Source organism: Lamprocystis purpurea DSM 4197, assembly GCF_000379525.1.
In the GTDB taxonomy this organism is placed as follows: domain Bacteria; phylum Pseudomonadota; class Gammaproteobacteria; order Chromatiales; family Chromatiaceae; genus Thiodictyon; species Thiodictyon purpureum.
This window is the reverse complement of sequence record NZ_KB902542.1, coordinates 1-13,970: the sequence shown is the minus strand read 5'-3', so window position 1 is coordinate 13,970 and position 13,970 is coordinate 1. Positions and strand designations below refer to the sequence as shown.

Genomic DNA, 13,970 nt, shown 5'->3' with positions numbered 1-13,970 from the left:
GGACTCAGGACATCATGACCCCGGAGCCGACACTCCAGGAAGCCCCTGACCGCCTGTGGCAACAGTGGCTGGACTGGGCCGCCGCCCAGGGCCGCGCGCGGCCCGCCGCCCCCGCATTCGACGCCCTCCGGGCACGAATCTGGGAGGCCAGTGAATACGTCGCGCTGGCCGCGGCCCGCCACCCGGCCGAGTTCGCCGACCTGCTGGACTCCGGCGATCTGGAGCGGATCTATCAGCCCGGCGACCTCGCATCCCGGCTGGCCGGCGCCCTGGCCGGCGTGACCGACGAGCCGACCCTGCAGCGCGCCCTGCGGCGCTTACGCCGCCGCGAGCAAACGCGCATCATCTGGCGCGACCTGGGCGGCCTGGCCGGGTTGGACGAAACCCTGGAAGACCTCTCTGAACTGGCCGATTGCTGCATCCGCGAAGCCTTGACGCGGCTCCACGACTGGACGCGCGCCGAACTCGGTACACCGGTCGATCCCGCCGACCCGGCCGACGCGGCGGGCGGCCCGGCCCGCGAGCAACACCTGCTGGTCATCGGCATGGGCAAGCTCGGGGCGCGCGAGCTGAACCTGTCGTCCGACATCGACCTGATCTTCGCCTTTCCCGCCCAAGGCCAGGTGAGCGGCGGACCGCGCGAGCTGACCAATCAACAGTTCTTTCTGCGGCTCGCCCAGCGCCTGGTGCAGACGCTCGACAACCAGACCGTCGACGGCTTCGTCTTCCGCGTGGACACCCGGCTGCGCCCCTTCGGCGATGCCGGCCCACTGGTGATGGCGCTCGATGCGCTGGAGGACTATTACCAGTCGCAGGCGCGCGAGTGGGAGCGCTACGCGATGATCAAGGCGCGCGTCCTGACCGGCGACCCGCCGGCCGTCGCCGCCCTGGAGAACCTGTTGCGGCCCTTCGTCTACCGGCGCTACCTCGACTTTGGCGCCATCGACTCCCTGCGTGATCTCAAGCAGATGATCGCCAAGGAACTCTACAAGAAAGGCATGGACGCCAATATCAAGCTTGGTCCGGGCGGCATCCGCGAGGTCGAGTTCATCGGCCAGGCTTTTCAGTTGGTGCGCGGCGGGCGCGATCCGGATCTGCAGACCCGCCCGATCCGCCGGGTGCTGACGCTGCTCGGACAGCGCGGGCGGCTGCCGGCCGTCGCCGTGCAGCAACTCGATGACGCCTACTGTTTCCTGCGCCTGGTGGAGAACCGCATCCAGGCCTACCGGGACCGGCAAACCCACCTGCTGCCCGCCGACGACCTGGGGCGGCTGCGGCTGGCGCGCGCCATGGACTGTGCCGACTGGGACACCTTCGTCAAGGTCCTGGATGGCCACCGGCAGCGCGTCCAGGATCAGTTCGATCAGGTCTTCATGGCCCCGCCGACCGAGCCCTCCGGCCTGGACCCGGACCTCAGCGCGCTGTGGCGCGGGACCCTGGACGACGCGCGCGCCCTGGAGGTCCTGGCCGCCGCGCGTTTTACCGACCCCCAGGCGGCCCGACAGCGACTGGGCACCTTTCGCGACGCCACCGCCCGCAAGGGGCTGAGCACCCGCGGCGGGGAGCGGCTCCACCAGTTGATGCCGCTGGCGCTTCAGGTCATTGCCGCCAGCGAGGCACCGGATTTGGCGTTGGAGCGCGTCCTGCGGGTACTGGAGTCGGTGGTGCGGCGCACCGCCTATCTGGCCATGCTGCTGGAACGGCCGATGGCCCTCACGCAGCTCGCGCGGCTCACCGGCATGAGCCCCTGGATCGCGGAGCAGATCGTCCGCCAGCCGCTGCTGCTCGACGAACTGATCGACCCGCGCCGACTCTACACCCCCCAGCGGCGCCACGATCTCGAGACCGAGCTGAGCGCCCTGCTCGCCCCGATCGACCCGGAGGATTTGGATCAGCAGATGGAGCGGCTGCGGCAATTCGCCCACGGCAACATGCTGCGGGTGGCCGCCGCCGACCTGACCGGGGTGGTCCCGCTGATGAAGGTCAGCGATTACCTGACCGAGATCGCCGAGGTCGCGGTCGCCCGCACCCTGGCGCTGACCTTCGCCCATCTGGCCAGGCGCCATGGCCGGCCCGCGGGCCTGCAGGGCGCCGACAGCGGCCTGCTGGTCCTGGGTTACGGCAAACTCGGCGGGCTGGAGCTGGGCTACGGGTCCGACCTCGACCTGGTGTTTCTCCACGGCAGCCTCCAACCGAGCGTCGAGACCGACGGCCCCAAACCCATCAGCGCCGAGCAGTTCTACAACCGGCTCGGCCAGCGCATGATCCACATGATGACCGCGCACACCCCGTCGGGCATCCTCTACGAACTGGACATGCGCCTGCGTCCGGACGGCAACAAGGGCATGTTGGTGCGCTCACTGACGGCCTTCGCGGACTATCAGGAACACAGTGCCTGGACCTGGGAACACCAGGCGCTGATCCGCGCCCGGCCGGTGGCGGGCGACGCCGCGCTGGCCGAGCGCTACAGCGTGATCCGCCACGCCATCATCTGTCGGCCGCGTGATCCCGAGCGGCTGCGCGAGGACGTCCGGGCCATGCGCGCGCGCATGCGCGACAGCCTGGACAAGAGCGGACGCGGACGTTTCGACCTCAAACAAGGGCGCGGCGGTATTGCCGACATCGAGTTTATGGTTCAATACTCGGTCCTGCGGTGGGCCGCGCGGTACCCGGACCTGGCATTCTGGACCGACAACATCCGTCAACTGGAAACCCTGGCCCGGCTGGACCTGCTGCCCGGTCAAACCACGGCCGAGCTCACGGACGCCTACAAGGCCCTGCGCGGCGCCTATCATCGCAGCACCTTGCAGGATCAGCCCAAGACGGTGCCCGACGACGCCCTGCTCGCGGAGCGCGCGCGTGTCCGCGGCCTGTGGCGGGAGCTGATGGGCGATTGACGCCGCGGATCGGGCCGGCCGACCGGCACTCTTTTGGAATCAACCAGGGCGGAGCACCGGCCCCGACCCGAGCGGAGTAGCACATGGTGACGATGGCGGACCGTGACGGTCTGATCTGGCTGGACGGTGAAATGGTGCCCTGGCGCGAGGCCAAGGTGCATGTCCTGACCCACACGCTGCACTACGGCATGGGCGTCTTCGAAGGCGTGCGCGCCTATCAGACCGACCGCGGCGCGGCCATCTTCCGCCTCCAGGAGCACACGGACCGGCTGTTCAACTCGGCCCACATCCTGGGGATGCCCATGCCCTGCGACCGTGCGACCCTGCATGCCGCGCAGTGCGCCGTGGTGCGGGAGAACGCGCTCGACTCCGCCTACATCCGTCCCATGTGCTTCTATGGCGCCGAGGGTATGGGCCTGCGCGCCGACAACCTCAAGGTCCACTGCATGGTCGCCGCCTGGGAATGGGGTGCCTATCTGGGCGAGGACAACATGAAGAACGGCATCCGCATTCGCGTGTCGTCCTTCACCCGCCACCATGTGAACATCACCATGTGCCGGGCCAAGGCCAACGGAAACTACATGAATTCCATGATGGCGCTGCAAGAGGCCCTGCGCGACGGCTATGACGAGGCGCTGTTGCTGGACACCTCCGGCTATGTCATGGAAGGCAGCGGGGAGAACATCTTCATCGTGCGCGACGGGGTGCTCTATACCCCGGATCTGACCTCCGCCCTGGACGGCATCACCCGCCGCACCGTCTTCGCCCTGTGCGAAGAGTTGGGTCTGCGGGTGGTCGAGAAACGCATCACCCGCGATGAGGTCTACATCGCCGACGAGGCCTTCTTCACCGGCACCGCCGCCGAGGTGACGCCGATCCGCGAGGTCGACAACCGCACCATCGGCAAGGGCGGCCGCGGTCCGCTCACCGAACGCCTGCAAGCGCTCTATTTCGATCAGGTCCATGGCCGCCGGGACACGCACCCGGAGTGGCTGACCCTGGTCTGAACCGATTCCGGCCCGGCGTGCGCCGGGTCGGGGCCGGCATCGCTGCAACCAATCCAGATACCGGAGCCCCCAATGCACCAGGCCGCCGCCCAGCCGAGCAACCCGACCGCCGCGCATCAGCACGCCGACAGCATCGCGGTCAGCCGCGCCGACCTGCCGCTCTGCTGCCCGCGTCCTGCCGACAAACTATGGAACATGCACCCGCGAGTCTACCTGCCGATCGAGAACAGCCCCGACGGCACCGCCGTCTGCCCCTACTGCGGGGCCCATTACCGACTCATCGACTGAGCCGGCCGTTATACCGAACGGGTTTCAGTTTTTCGTTAGAGTCTGTAGGGGCGGGTTTGAAACCCGCCCCTTGTCCGGTTATCACGTCCGAAGGCTATCATTCGCCAATCACGCGGTTTCATCAGGGCCGCACAGGCCACGCCCCATGCCTAGAGTCGACACCGACGCTTTCTATCGCCTGGCACTCGAACGCTACGGCCATAATGCCGAGGGTGCCCACTGGGAATCGGCCCTCACCCAGCGCGTTCGGTTCGATGTGCTGCGCCGTTTGCTGCCCGCGGATCCGGCCGACCTGACCCTGGTCGACGTCGGCTGCGGCATGGGCGACTTCTATACCTACCTGAAATCGGTAGGGGCACTGCCGGGGCGTTATCTCGGCATCGACGTGGTCGCCCCCATGGTCGAACTCGCCCGCGCCCGTACGCGCCAGGAAATCCTGCTGCTCGATGCCTTGCAGGACGATCTGCCGGAGGCCGACTACTACATCTGCAGCGGCGCCATGAATACCTTCACGCGCGATGAGACCCGGCAATTCATCGCGCGCTGCCTGGCGGCCGCGCGCGAGGGCTTTCTCTTCAACCTGCTCCGCGGCCTCGACGACTGCGACACCTTCAACTACTGGGAACCGGACGAGATCCTCGCCCTCGCCCAGGATCTGGGGGCCGTCTGCGCCATCGAGACCGGCTATTTGCGTGAAGACTTCACCGTGGTCCTGCGCCGCGCCAGGCGGCCTTGATCGTAATCCCGGCCAGCGGCGTGCGTCGTCAGGGCTTCCAGCCCTGAGGATGTCAGGCCAGGATGGCCTGACTACGCACCCGGCGAGTCCAAGTGGCCGGAATCTTGATCAAGGCCCGCCAGGCCTAGCTGATTTGATCGACACCGGCGTCCGCTTGACGCAGCGCCGCCTGTCCGAGCTGTTTCAGAATGCGCCGCTGCATCGCCGGGCTATCGTCCGGTCCCTCGATATACATGGGCCGACCGTTCATCCCGAAGGTGAAGTCGACCGGGCACTCGGCCGCGTCGATATCACCGAAAATCAACCCGGCGACCCGGTAGTCCGGATGCGGCTCGAAACCGAGATTCCTGGCATAGGCCGCCGCATCCTCGACCAGCTTGCGCGCGTAGGCCGGCTCCTGCCGCACGAGCGCGCCTCCCGGACCGTCCTGAATCCTGTCCAGGAATGCGGGATACTCCGCGCCCTCGAAGATCTTGAAGAGCGCGTTCTTGACACCCAGGCAGTAGGTATCGACGAGGATTCCAGCCATCGCATAGCGGCCATCCGGCAACAGCCGGCTGATCCACACGGTGCCGATCCCCGCTTTGAACAGGTTATCAGGAACCAGAACGTCCGCGATCGGCGCCCGCACCGCTGCCGCCCACTCGCGCGCCTTGGACAAGACACCCGGCTGGCCGGAAGCCCCCTGTCTCACCTGCTTGCGTTTCAGCTCCCGCTTGGCCCGCTTCTTCTGCAAGGTCTTCTGATCAAGTGCCATTGATACCTACCCCTTTGAAAAAATAAATATGGAAAAAGCGGCCAGCCGTCAGCTTGCGTTGCAACCGGATTCGCTCAGCGTGACAGCATACGCTGAACCACTCCCGCGTCAGTCGCCGTCCGCAGCGCGCATTGCGCGATCCAGCGAAGGCCCGTCATCCTGCACTCAGGTTATGATTCGCGTCTCTGGAAATAACCGCGTACCCGCGTCGGCGGCGCCCAGCCCGCCGGCATCGCCCCGCCAACCATCCTTGGGAGATCCTCGTGGAAGAACGCAACGTCGATGTCGCAATTATCGGCTCGGGGACCGCCGGCCTCAACGCCATGGGTCAGGCGCGCCGGGCCGACAAGTCCTTTGTCCTGATCAACGGCGGCGAGCCTGGAACCACCTGCGCGCGCGTCGGCTGCATGCCGTCCAAGGCCATGATCCAGATCGCCGAGGATTACCATCGACGCATGCACCTGGGTCGGTATGGCGTCGCCGGGCACGAAGACCTGACCCTGGATGTTCCGCAGGCGCTGGAGCACGTCCAGGATCTGCGCGACACCTTCGTCGACCGGGTGTTGAGCAACAGCACCGACGACATGCCGGCGGACCTCTTCATCCAGGGCTATGCCCGCCTGCTCGAACCGACCCTGGTCGAGGTGGCCGGCCAGCGCATCCGCGCCCGCGCGGTGGTGATCGCCACCGGCTCACGACCGCTGGTGCCGGAACCCTGGCGCGCGTTCGGCGATCGGGTGATCACGACCGATGAAGTCTTCGAACTCGAAGCCCTGCCGACCGCCATGGCGGTCATCGGCCTGGGGACCATCGGCCTCGAACTCGGCCAAAGCCTGTCGCGGCTGGGTGTGCAGATCACCGGCTTCGACCAACTCACCAGCATCGCCGGGATTTCCGACCCCGAGGTCAACCAGTGCGCCATCGATCTCATGGGGCGGGAGTTTACGATCCGCCTGGGCGAGCCGGCGCGAATCGAAGCAGAAGGCGACCAACTGCGGGTGACCGCGGGCGAACACAGTGTCCTGGTCGACAAGGTCCTGTGCAGTATCGGACGCGTCCCCCGCGTGGACGGGCTCGGACTGGAGGTGCTCGGGCTGCCCCTGGACGCGCGCGGTCTCCCACCCGTCGACCACCACAGCATGCAGGTCGGCGACCTGCCGGTCTTCATCGCCGGTGACATCTCCGGTGATCGCCCACTGCTGCACGAGGCCGGCGACGAGGGCAAGATCGCCGGCTACAACGCCGCCCGCATCGACCAAACCCCGACGCGCTTCCGCCGCAAGACACCGCTTTTCATCAACTTCTGCGACCCCAACATCTGCGCGATCGGCCTGCGCTGGGAGCAACTCGATCCGGCGACCACGGCGGTCGGTCAAGTCAAGTTCGCCCCGGTCGGCCGGGCGCTCATCATGGGCAAGAACCGCGGCCTGCTGCGCGTCTATGCCGACCAGGCCAGCGGACGCCTCCTCGGCGGCGAAATGATCGGCCCCAAGGGCGAGCATCTGGCGCACCTGCTGTGCTGGTGTATCGAACAGGGCCTGACCGTCGGCGACCTGCTGCGGATGCCCTTTTATCACCCGGTCATCGAGGAAGCTCTGCAATCCGCGCTCTATGACCTGTATGCCAAGGTGAATACCAAGAACAGCGGCGGTCTGACTGAGCTGGCGCCGTTGTCGGACTGAGCCATCCCATCCGGACGACAGCCACTCGCGGCACATCGCCTACGCCGAATCGGGATCGCCGGCACAGCAGGGTGCGTGACGAGCCCTTGAGTTCCGGCGCCAGGTGGACACGAGGCGGACGCGTCGGACCACCTCAGTGCGCCAGGAAGGGATTGATCACCTTCACCCCGTCATAGTCCTGGCCATGGTTCAGATCCTCCGAATACAGCACCGAGGCGCCCAGAACACTAGCGGCAGCGATGATCGCCGCGTCCCAATAGGCGATCTGGAAGCGCTCCTTCAGCCGCAGCGCATCCAGGAGTAGGGCGGCATCCGATGCCACAGTCGGATGCCGGAGGAACTGGCGGATCGCCGCCACGGCGTCGGCGTGGGTCATGGCACTGCGTGGTGGCCGCACCACGTTGACGTAAAACTCCTGAAGGACCTGCACCGACAGCCCCCAGCCAGGTCTGCTCAGGACCTCCCGTGCCTGCGTCCGCTTGGCGGCCTCGGCCGCGTCGGTCGAGACCGCGTAGAGCAGAACATTGGTATCGATGAAGGAATCAACGCGCATGGGCCTCCTCGCGGGTCAACCGGTCGGCCGCCCGGAAGCCCTGGGCGCAGTCCAGGGCCGCGAAGAGCGCCGCGGCCGGGTCCGGGTCGGCATCGGCGGCGCGGGCAAAGGTGCGCAGGTAATCGCGCACCAGGGCGCTCACCGTGGTGTTGCGTTCGGCGGCGGCAATGCGCGCGCAACGGTAGGTCTCTTCATCGACAGATAGGGTGATATTTTTCATTGCGCATCCACAGTCTCACAGTTACACAGGATTAATATAGACCTTGGACCGCAGCGACTTCAAGTGCGTCGCCGCTCTCACGCCCTCCCCAAGGGAGGGATCGGACGCGCGCTCGTCAAGGTCGTCGAGGCTCTCAAGGAGTCGTTCGGCCAGTACCGCCCGGTCTTCGACCGGCAAACGGAGTGCGGTCTTCAAGACCGCTTCAACAATGACCATGGTTTCTTCTCGCTGATAGCGGTTGCTTGAATCGCTTGAACACTGGCTCTGAGTTTCCGCCCATTGACAACCGACAGCAATGCCGCCAGCCTCAAGCGCGGGGCTGATCAGCGCGGCGCATCCACCAGCCGTCGCGCCGCCTGCCGACAGCACTGCCAAAAATTTCCGGCTGACGTGACTGCACGACCGTCAACCGCCTGCAACGCATCGACCTGACCACTGTTTTCAGGTGCACCAAATATGCTGAACCGCATTCGACGCTTCTTCGACACGCATCTGGGCACCGACCCCACCGACCAGGACCCGGCCGCGGCCGCCCGGTGTGCCGCCGCCGCTCTGCTGCTGGAGATGGCGCACATGGATGACGCCATGACGGCGGTGGAACAGGCGGCCATCGTCGCCGCGGTGCGTGAACGCTTCGGCCTGTCGCCCGAACAGGCTGAAGAATTAATTGCCTGCGCCCAGGAAGAGCGACAGCAGGCGACCGACGACCACCAGTTCACCTCACTCATCAACGGCCAGTTCGACCCCCGGCAGCGGGCCGCCCTGGTCGAACTGCTGTGGCAGGTCGCCTATGCCGATCAGGTGCTGTGCAAACATGAGGAGTATCTGGTGCGCAAGGTGGCGAATCTGCTCCATGTGCCGCACCAGACCTTCATCGCCGCGAAACATCGGGTGATGGGCGAGACCGTCGGGGCGGTGCAGAACCCGGTATAGCGCAGTCCATCATGCCAATGCCTTCCAGTGATTGAACGGTCTCCGCCCCCCCGGCGGGCGCGGGTGCATTTCCGACTTTGGAACCAGGGTGCCTGGCAGGTCGATCGCAACCCGCCCGGGTGCCCCGGCGGCCTGACCGAGGTGCCGCTGCCACTGCCCTAGTCCGGTCACCCGCGCGATGGCCCCCTCCGCTGGTTAGCCCGTTTCACATGGCACTGATACACTCGCCGCACCCCACCTGGAGAATGAGCACCGGATGCCCGACACCGCGACCGACCGCCCCGTGCGGCTGCTGCACCTGTCCGATCTTCAGTTCCGCGCCGACCGCGCCTGGGATGCGGACCCGGTACTGCGCGACTTGGTGCAGTTCATCCGCGCCGAGGTCGCGGCGGGCCTGGTACCGGACCTGGTGGTCATCACCGGGGATCTTGGTTACTCCGGCAAGGCCGGGGAATACCAGCCGGGGCACAAGCGCAAACCCGGCGAGTCGTCGTGCTCGGCCCTGGAATGGTTGGAGGGGCTCTGGCCCGCCCTGTCGCCGGGCTCGGCGCAACCGCTGCCGCGGGACCGGCTGCTGCTGGTGCCGGGCAACCATGACGTGGATTGGGAATCGATCGACATCGTTGCCGAGGCAACTCAGGATCGCTTGTTGACTCGCCAAGATCAGAAGCAGATCGGCACGGTTCTCGGTGCTGCGACCCAGCGTAAGGTCCTCATCAGTCGCCACGCCGCCTATCTTGCCTTCTGCCGGGTTTGGCTCGGTAAAGCCCAATCCGTGCCTTGGTGGCAGCGCAGCATCCCGCTCCACGGCCAATGCCTGCACGTCGCCGGACTCGACTCCGCCTGGATGGCCTGCACCGATCAGGATCAGGGCCGGTTGCTGCTCGGACGCTACCAGGTGCATCAGACCGTGATGCACAAGGATGCAGACGGGGCCGACTGGCGCATCGCCCTGATGCACCACCCGTTGGAGTATCTGGCGGCGTTCGACCTGCACGAGGCACGTCAGAATATCCACCTGCACTGCGATCTGCTGCTGCACGGTCACCGGCGTGAGCCCGCAGCCTGCCGGGTGGTGCCCGCGGACCCCAAACGCGCCTGCCTGGAACTCGCCGCCGGTTGCATCTACCACGGCAGTGGCCACCCCAACGCCTTCCAGTGGCTCGAACTGCACCCCAACCCCAAGCGCGTGCGCGTCCTCTTCCGCACCTGGATCGATGGCAAATGGACGGAGGACCGGAACCAGCCTGGCGACCATGACGGCGACGGGGCGGCGGATTTTCTCCTGGACCAGCCGCCGACCACGAACACCCCCACCCAAGTCGCCGGCGCGCCTGCGGTCCCTGCCGCCTATCTCGACTGGCTGCGCCGCAAAAACGAATCGGTCGAACTCCTGGGTCTGGAGGCGCAGGCGCAACACCCCACCCAGCTCAGTCAGGTCTATGTTCCCGCCATCACGCCCGCCCGGCGCGGGCCGACAGCGCCCGTCCGGTGCGACCCGGTCGGGCCGACACCGCCCGACCCGGCCGCACCGGACGGGCAGCCGGACGATCGGCCGCAATACGAACAACTGCTCAGCCGTCTGGGCGAGGCGTCGCTCTTTTGTTCCGGCGACCCCGGTGCCGGCAAGTCCACCTTCTGCCGCTGGCTGGCCTTGGTCGTGGCCGGCGGCGCCTTGCCTGCCCACCCGATCGCCGAGCCGGACGCCTACCGCGAGACCTTCCCCGCGGCGCTGCGCGACCGGCTGCCGGTCCTGGTCCCACTGCGGGACTTCTGGACCACACTGCCACTGACACCGGGCAACCATCACCTGAGCCCAACCGCCCTGAGCACCGCCCTGGGCCACTGGCTCACCGACTGGGCCGGGGGGCGCCTGGATGCGGCGACCTTCACCGCCCTGCTCGACGCCGGCCGCTGCCTGCTCATCCTGGACGGCATCGATGAGGTCCCGATCGCGCACGGTGACGGGAACCGGCAGACCTACCCGCGCGCCTGTCTGCTCGCCGCACTCGCGGACGCACTCGACGCTTGGACCCAAGCCGGCAATCGTCTACTGCTGACCAGCCGCCCCTACGGCCTGCGCCCGCAAGACCTGCGGCGCCTGGCCCTGCCCGGGGCACCGCTGGCCGCCTTGGACGCGGACCTCCAGCCGCTCTTCATCCAGCGCTGGTACGCCGCCGCCGACCCCGCTCAGGGCGCGGAGAAGGCCGGCGGCCTGATCGATCACCTCGCCGACCGCCCGGACCTGCAAGAGCTCAAACGCAACCCCATGCTGCTCACCGCACTTTGCGTGCGCTACAACGAAGGCCGGCGGCTGCCTCAGGACCGTCATGACCTCTACGACAAGCTGGTCAACAACGTCCTGTTCAACCGCTACCGCGGCGCGGACAACGAGCGCGCCGCCGTGCGCGGGCGCCTCGGCGCCATCGCGCTCGGGATGCACACCGGGGCCGCGCTTCAGATGCAGCGCGTCACCCCGGAGGCGGCCGTCAGCCTGGAGGAGGTGGAGCGCATCCTCACCGACTATGCCGAGCTCAATCCGGCCACCGAGGCGGGCACCGCCGCCGCCGTTGAGCGCCGCGACGAACTGCTCGCCCGCTCCGGCCTGCTGCTCGCCCGCGGGACCGGCAAGGCCGGCTTCTATCACCTGAGCTTCCAGGAATTCCTGGCCGCCGAGCACCTGGCCCGCACCCGCCGCGAACCCGACTGGTTCGCCTCCGTGGTCACCGCCCGCGCCCCGGTCCCCGAGTGGCGGCTCACCCTGAGCTTCCTATTCGGCCGGATGCTGGAGCGCAACGGTGAGCAATGGGCACTGGACGCCGCCCGCGACCTACTCACCACCCAGGACCGCGCCGCGGTTCGTGCCAACCCCGTCGCCGCCGTGGTCTGCGCCGACTGGCTCGAGCTGCTCAAACGCAAGGAACTCAACCTGCTGGATCTCGCGGACCGCTACGCGGACCTCGCCGTGGAGGCCATCGCGGATGAGATTGCGCTCAAGGACCGGTTCCGGCTGGGGATGGTCCTGGGGCTGGTCGGCGACCCGCGGCTCGGCGACCCGCGCGACCCGGCCTGGCAGAAGCGGGGGTTCGTCCTGGTTCCGGCCGGGCACTATGCGTATCAGAAAGGTCAGGGGGAGATCGCAGCGCCCTTCCGGATCGGCCGCTACCCGGTGACCAACAGCCAGTATGGGCTGTTCATCGCGGACGGCGGCTACCGGGAGTCCCGCTGGTGGTCCGCCGCGGGCTGGGCCTGGCGCGAAGCCGGGTCCGTGAACCTGCCCGCATATTGGCAGGACAGCCGCTTCAACACCGCCAACCAGCCGGTGGTGGGCGTCTCCTTCTGGGAGGCGGACGCCTTCTGCCGCTGGGCCGGGGGACGCCTGCCCAGGGAGCAGGAGTGGGAGGCCGCCGCCCGCGGTCCCCAGGGGTACGGGTACCCCTGGGGCGGCCAGTGGGAGGACGGGATCTGCAACAGCGCCGAGGCGGGTCTCGATGTCACCTCCCCGGTCGGGCTCTTCCCCCGTTCGGGGCAGGCCCAGCTTGGCCTGGAGGACTTGGCGGGCAACTGCTGGGAGTGGTGCGACGACTTCTATTTTGAGGACAAGCGGGAAGGCGGATCGCCGCGCGTGGTGCGCGGCGGTGCCTTCTGGCTCGAGGCCGGGTACCTGCGCTCCACAATCCGGTACTGGAACGCGGCCATGTTCCGGGGCAGGGACTCCGGGTTCCGCTGCGTCCTGGCCGCGCGCCGTCAGCCTTGACCCATTGATCTTTCAACCCTTTCTTCAACGGACCGCGCAGCGGTCCGTTCGCGTTTGACACTGACTTACAATTTGTCAGTGTGATTGTCAGTGTCGTTGTCAGTGTAAATGACACTGTCAAACACCGTTGTCACCCGCCCAGCGCGCCCCACATCCCCCGAAACGCTGGCAGACCGCGCGCCGGATGAGCGGGGTCCAGCGCGTAGGATGCGGTGAGTACTCGAACCGCATCACCCGTCCGTTCGCTCGCTCCCACGCTCCAGCGTGGGAGTGTCGTGCGGGCGCTCCGCGTCCGGTCTGCGCACTGGACGCAGAGCGCCCGCACCTGCTCCCCCGCTGGAGCGCGGGAGCTAGAGCCAAGAACTTATCTCACGCCAAGCAAGCCAAGAAGAGCGCAATCCTGCGGTGACCCCCGTCACCCCGCGAGCGCCTCCGGTTTCGATAGCGCCTTGAAGAACCTTGGCGTCTTGGCGCCTTGGCGTGAGACATTCCGGATCTGAGCCAAGCCGGTGCGGCGGATACGCCCGTTTGAGCGCAATTCGCCACCAGTGCCCGTCCCTCACCGCACCCGACCCTCCTCGAAGCGTGCCCGCAGAGCCGCCAGGTCGTGCTCCAGGCGCTGCCGTGCCTGGGCCTCCGCGTCGGCCCGCCGCGCCTCGGCGTCGGCCCGGTCCACCGCCTCGCGTTTGGCCTGGGCCTCGGCATCGGCCCGCCGCGTCTCGGCGTCGGCCCGCTGCGCTTCGGCAGCGGCCCGGTCCACGGCCTCGCGTTTGGCCTGGGCCTCGGCGTCGGCCCGCCGCGCTTCGGCATCGGCTTGCCGCGCCGCAGCCTCCGCCCGTTCCCGATCCGCGCGCCAGCCGGGGAGGACGAAGCCGGCATAGACCGAATCATCACGCAGCGCCTCCAGGTCGGGTCGGCGCGCCAGGTCGGCCGGGCGGAATTGCAGCCCCGGCAGCACCCGCGAGCAGATCACCCCGGCCTGTGGTTCGATGGGTGTATAGAACCCGGCGGCGGTGCGGGTGTAGAACGCCTGGTGGGCGGGATGCTGATGCAGGATGTAATACTCGGGCACGCCCCCGGCAGCGTATTCGGCCTTCTTGGTCACGGTGTCGCGCACGATGCCGCTGCGCTCCTGGTCGG

Annotated in this window: 11 protein-coding genes and 1 pseudogene; 7 read left to right on the top strand and 5 right to left on the bottom strand. The window is 67.6% G+C overall.

What is annotated here, in order from left to right:
• Positions 1–14: 14 nt before the first annotated feature.
• From glnE to A39O_RS0126485, 4 genes are all read left to right on the top strand, one after another.
• Entirely contained in the window at positions 15–2,897 is a 2,883-nt protein-coding gene (gene glnE / locus A39O_RS0126500) for a bifunctional [glutamate--ammonia ligase]-adenylyl-L-tyrosine phosphorylase/[glutamate--ammonia-ligase] adenylyltransferase (RefSeq protein ID WP_020507683.1), read from the top strand.
• 83 nt (positions 2,898–2,980) lie between these two features.
• Positions 2,981–3,904, top strand: coding sequence for a branched-chain amino acid transaminase (locus tag A39O_RS0126495; protein ID WP_020507682.1), 924 nt, complete (start codon positions 2,981–2,983; stop codon positions 3,902–3,904).
• Between the two features lie 72 nt (positions 3,905–3,976).
• Complete coding sequence (locus A39O_RS0126490) at positions 3,977–4,192, top strand: zinc-finger domain-containing protein (RefSeq protein ID WP_020507681.1); 216 nt, start codon at positions 3,977–3,979, stop codon at positions 4,190–4,192.
• A 145-nt stretch (positions 4,193–4,337) separates the two neighbouring features.
• A complete protein-coding gene (locus A39O_RS0126485) occupies positions 4,338–4,928 on the top strand; it encodes a class I SAM-dependent methyltransferase (RefSeq protein WP_020507680.1) in 591 nt (196 codons plus the stop codon).
• A 124-nt stretch (positions 4,929–5,052) separates the two neighbouring features.
• Here the strand turns inward: A39O_RS0126485 and A39O_RS0126480 are convergent, their stop codons facing one another.
• A complete protein-coding gene (locus A39O_RS0126480; protein ID WP_020507679.1) occupies positions 5,053–5,685 on the bottom strand; it encodes a hypothetical protein in 633 nt (210 codons plus the stop codon).
• A gap of 263 nt (positions 5,686–5,948) precedes the next feature.
• On the opposite strand from A39O_RS0126480, the gene A39O_RS0126475 reads away from it, so the two are divergent.
• Positions 5,949–7,367 (top strand): dihydrolipoyl dehydrogenase, encoded by a 1,419-nt coding sequence (locus tag A39O_RS0126475; protein ID WP_020507678.1) that lies wholly within the window; start codon positions 5,949–5,951, stop codon positions 7,365–7,367.
• Positions 7,368–7,500: 133 nt separating this feature from the next.
• Here the strand turns inward: A39O_RS0126475 and A39O_RS0126470 are convergent, their stop codons facing one another.
• Genes A39O_RS0126470 through A39O_RS41290 form a run of 3 tightly spaced genes read right to left on the bottom strand, consistent with a single transcriptional unit; the run spans position 7,501 to position 8,509 of the window.
• Entirely contained in the window at positions 7,501–7,920 is a 420-nt protein-coding gene (locus A39O_RS0126470) for a PIN domain-containing protein (protein WP_020507677.1), read from the bottom strand.
• Complete coding sequence (locus A39O_RS0126465; RefSeq protein ID WP_020507676.1) at positions 7,910–8,140, bottom strand: hypothetical protein; 231 nt, start codon at positions 8,138–8,140, stop codon at positions 7,910–7,912. The genes A39O_RS0126470 and A39O_RS0126465 overlap by 11 nt, the downstream gene beginning before the upstream one ends.
• Before the next feature lie 21 nt (positions 8,141–8,161).
• Positions 8,162–8,509: a hypothetical protein gene (locus A39O_RS41290; RefSeq protein ID WP_157640434.1), complete on the bottom strand. Its 348-nt coding sequence runs from the start codon at positions 8,507–8,509 to the stop codon at positions 8,162–8,164.
• 87 nt (positions 8,510–8,596) lie between these two features.
• Between A39O_RS41290 and A39O_RS0126455 the strand changes: the two genes are divergently transcribed.
• Together A39O_RS0126455 and A39O_RS37175 are read left to right on the top strand one after the other, a co-directional pair.
• Positions 8,597–9,073, top strand: coding sequence for a tellurite resistance TerB family protein (locus A39O_RS0126455; protein ID WP_020507674.1), 477 nt, complete (start codon positions 8,597–8,599; stop codon positions 9,071–9,073).
• A 256-nt stretch (positions 9,074–9,329) separates the two neighbouring features.
• Positions 9,330–12,830: an SUMF1/EgtB/PvdO family nonheme iron enzyme gene (locus tag A39O_RS37175; protein WP_020507672.1), complete on the top strand. Its 3,501-nt coding sequence runs from the start codon at positions 9,330–9,332 to the stop codon at positions 12,828–12,830.
• A 559-nt stretch (positions 12,831–13,389) separates the two neighbouring features.
• Here A39O_RS37175 and A39O_RS0126440 read toward each other — a convergent pair.
• Positions 13,390–13,970: pseudogene (locus tag A39O_RS0126440) on the bottom strand (Uma2 family endonuclease); the annotation flags it as partial.